This window comes from candidate division KSB1 bacterium (genome assembly GCA_022562085.1).
Lineage (GTDB): Bacteria > Zhuqueibacterota > Zhuqueibacteria > Oceanimicrobiales > Oceanimicrobiaceae > Oceanimicrobium.
In genome coordinates this window covers 1-3040 of record JADFPY010000442.1, presented here as the reverse complement: position 1 = coordinate 3040, position 3040 = coordinate 1, and the positions used below count along the sequence as shown (strand labels likewise).

The 3040-nt window shown below is 42.6% G+C and carries 3 protein-coding genes; 2 read left to right on the top strand and 1 reads right to left on the bottom strand.

Features of this window, described 5'->3' with window-relative positions; genetic code table 11:
• Nucleotides 1-737, bottom strand: a 737-nt coding sequence (locus IH879_21950; protein MCH7677590.1) for a DUF4835 family protein, incomplete at its 3' end; no start/stop codon positions are given.
• A 726-nt stretch (nt 738-1463) separates the two neighbouring features.
• On the opposite strand from IH879_21950, the gene IH879_21945 reads away from it, so the two are divergent.
• Both IH879_21945 and IH879_21940 read left to right on the top strand, forming a co-directional pair.
• Nucleotides 1464-2015 carry a helix-hairpin-helix domain-containing protein gene (locus IH879_21945; protein ID MCH7677589.1) on the top strand — a complete coding sequence of 184 codons (552 nt, stop codon included), beginning with the start codon at nt 1464-1466 and terminating at the stop codon, nt 2013-2015.
• Between the two features lie 40 nt (nt 2016-2055).
• Nucleotides 2056-3040 (top strand): helix-hairpin-helix domain-containing protein (locus IH879_21940; protein ID MCH7677588.1); only part of this gene is annotated, 985 nt, incomplete at its 3' end.

Below are 3040 nucleotides of genomic sequence, written 5' to 3'. Positions count from 1 at the left end.
TCTGCCTTTTCTTTTAGGATACCACCGAGCATATCCAAGGCAGTTCTGATGTTCTTGCGGGTCTCATCCAGTTTTTCCTCTCGAACGTAAAGCCCGTAAAAGTAATAGTCTTTCATCTTGCGAAATTTTCTAAAGGGTTCGGTAAAAACATTCTTGATTAACTCCTCACGCTCGGTCCAGCCGAGAATGAAATCCGTACGAACGAATTTACCAAGGGCTGCAAAACTCTGAGCCTTTTTATAATATAAGTCTCCCCCATATTCACGCTCTTTATCGAGCTCGCTTCCTAAAATCATATTGATGTAAAAATTTATTACGCTTGTTAGGGGTTCAACGGCCTGATCGTTGTAAATTAAAACATCTCCCAGCTGGAACGGGAATTTATATCGTCGGTCAAAATACTGAACGTCGGTGCTGGAAATGAGAAACTCACAATTATATCGATCTTCTATATTGGAGAGTGCATCGGTTAAAAACAATTGCAGCGTTACTTCAACGGGGATGCTATCATCTTCCTCAAGCCATTCAACGCTTTCAATATACTCTTTCAAAGCAATGTGGAAGTCCTGCATTTTTTCTTGTTTGTCAAGAGGCAGCTTGTCAATAATGACATTTACTTTCGCTTTTATCTGGCCGGCCATCAACAAGGGAGAATTGACTAAAAAAATTGAGGCGATACAAAAATGGCAAAGGAGGCTCGTGATGTGCTTTGGTTTAGAGTGATCAAAAGCTTTCAATGTTCAGCCCTCCAAATAGAAAGTGTACCAATTGAGCGGCATAATTAATTTGTATCACTGCAAAAAATATATGGAAATTGCACAATGATTGTCAAGCGAATTATTTCTGAGCTCGAATTTCAAACAATTTCAAAATCCAGGTCTTCAAAAATCTTCTGGTTGTTAATTATAGGAATGAATCTGATGATTTGCCGAAATTTACTGGCAAGGTTCGACGATTTTCCGGTCGGCGCACGCTCTCTGGCGATGGCGGGCACTTATGTGGCCCTAGCCAATACCGCGGACGCTCTCTTTCTGAACCCCGGCGGATTGAGCCAAATCACCGGAACGGAAATCTCTCTTTTTTACCAAAAGCCTTTCGGACTTGATGACGTCAATATCGGCAGCGCATCGGCCAGTTTTCCTCTTTGGAAGACGCGACTGAACCTGGGAGTTTTGACTCTTGGAAACAGCCTCTACCAAGAGCAGGTTTTCTTTCTTGCTTATAGTAAAAGTCATCAGGGCAGAATCTACTACGGAGTCGGTTTAAAATACCAGTCGGTTAAAATCGACAACTACGGCACAGACGGTACACTTGGTGTAGACATTGGACTGGTTGTACCGATTCATCAGCAGTTGAGTTTGGGATTTGTCGCCAAAAATATTAACCGTCCAAGTGTCGGTAAATCCCGAGAAAAGTTACCCCAAACTTTTAGTACGGGTCTCGCTCTCTATCCACATCCACGCATGATTCTAAACCTGGAAATTTTTAAAGATGTTCGCTTTGAGCAAGAGATAAGATTTGGCGTAGAATTCAAAGCTTTTGACAACCTCGCCTTGCGAACAGGAACCGCGAACAATCCAAGCAGATTTTCTGCCGGATTTGGAATTCATGTCAATCGCTTTACCGTGGATTATGCCTTCTTTACTCACAATGATTTAGGCTTAACCCAGCAAATGTCGTTTTCTATTCATTTGGGCAGAAAAAAGGAAACGGCAAAGCAAGCGAAAGAGCCGGTGATTGCAGAAGTGGAGGAAAAATCAAAAGACTTGTTGTTAGAAACACAAGCAGATTCTATAACAGTGATTCAAGGAATCAACATCAACACAGCAAATCATGAAGAACTAAAAAAACTGCCCGGAATTGGTGAAAAACGTGCCTCACTGATTATCGAATATCGGGAGAAGAACGGACCCTTTCTGGAAACCAGGGATTTGTTAAATATACCGGGCATCGGCATAAAGACTTTCGAAAAAATCAAAGCACAAATTGTGGTTAGAGACATTGCGAACAAATAGAACTCAAAATATCAAAATCTCATTTTGTATAATCGCACACATGTTCTGCCAGGCTCTGGCCTTTGGACAAGATTCGGTAGAAGAAAAAATTCTTGAGGAGCAGGCGGAAAGTTCAGAGCAATCGGAACTGGTGGAGCTTATTTTATGGCTCAGAGAGAACCCTGTAAATCTCAACACTGCAGAGCTGCAAACACTTGAAGCGATACCCGGATTAACCGTCAAACAATCTAGAGAAATTCTAAAATATCGACACAAACAAGGCTCTTTTACTGCAGTCGACGAATTGCTCAACGTGCCGGAAATGGATCAGGAGACTTTTGAAAATGTTCGAGAGTTAGTTTCCGTTGCGGCGTCAATTCCCAAGACAAAAGTATCGCACATGCATTTTCGATCGCGCGTTTCAAGTAGACTCGAACGACCCATAGGCTTTGAAAATGGGGCTTACGAAAGCTCTGCGCAAAAGATCTATAATAGACTCCGGTTTGAATTTTTAGGAACAATCAAAGGCGGCTTGCTTTTGGAAAAAGACAGCGGTGAAAGCCGTCTCGACGACCTTAGACTTTTTTATCTTAGCGCCGCTCCAAGAAAAAATGTTCAAATATGGTTAGGTCACTTTCAACTGGAAGTTGGCCAGGGGCTGGTTTTATGGGGACCTTACGGACTCGCTAAAAGTTCGGCCGCGGTTTTTCCAACCAAGAAAAGAGCACGAGGCGTGAGAGGCTACTCCAGTGTGGACGAAAATTCTGCCTTCTTTGGCGGCGCTGCTTCTTTAAAAGCAGGTTGGTTTGAAATTATCGTATTTGCCTCTCAAAACAAATTGGATGCGACGCCTGTTTCTGACAATGCGGTTTCCACCTTCTCAACCACGGGATTTCATCGAAACCAAACCGAAAAGAAGAAAAAAGGTTTTGTGACGGAGTCGGCGGTTGGGGGAAGAATAAAGTACAATTCACCAGCGGGATTATCGATTGGCGCAACTGTTTATCAATCTTCGTTTGACAAGACTGTTCAAAATCCGGACTTTG

What these genes read in the sequence shown, in the direction of transcription:
- IH879_21945 (MCH7677589.1), top strand. Translation starts at nt 1,464, where the DNA reads ATGATTCTAAACCTGGAAATTTTTAAAGATGTTCGCTTTGAGCAAGAG.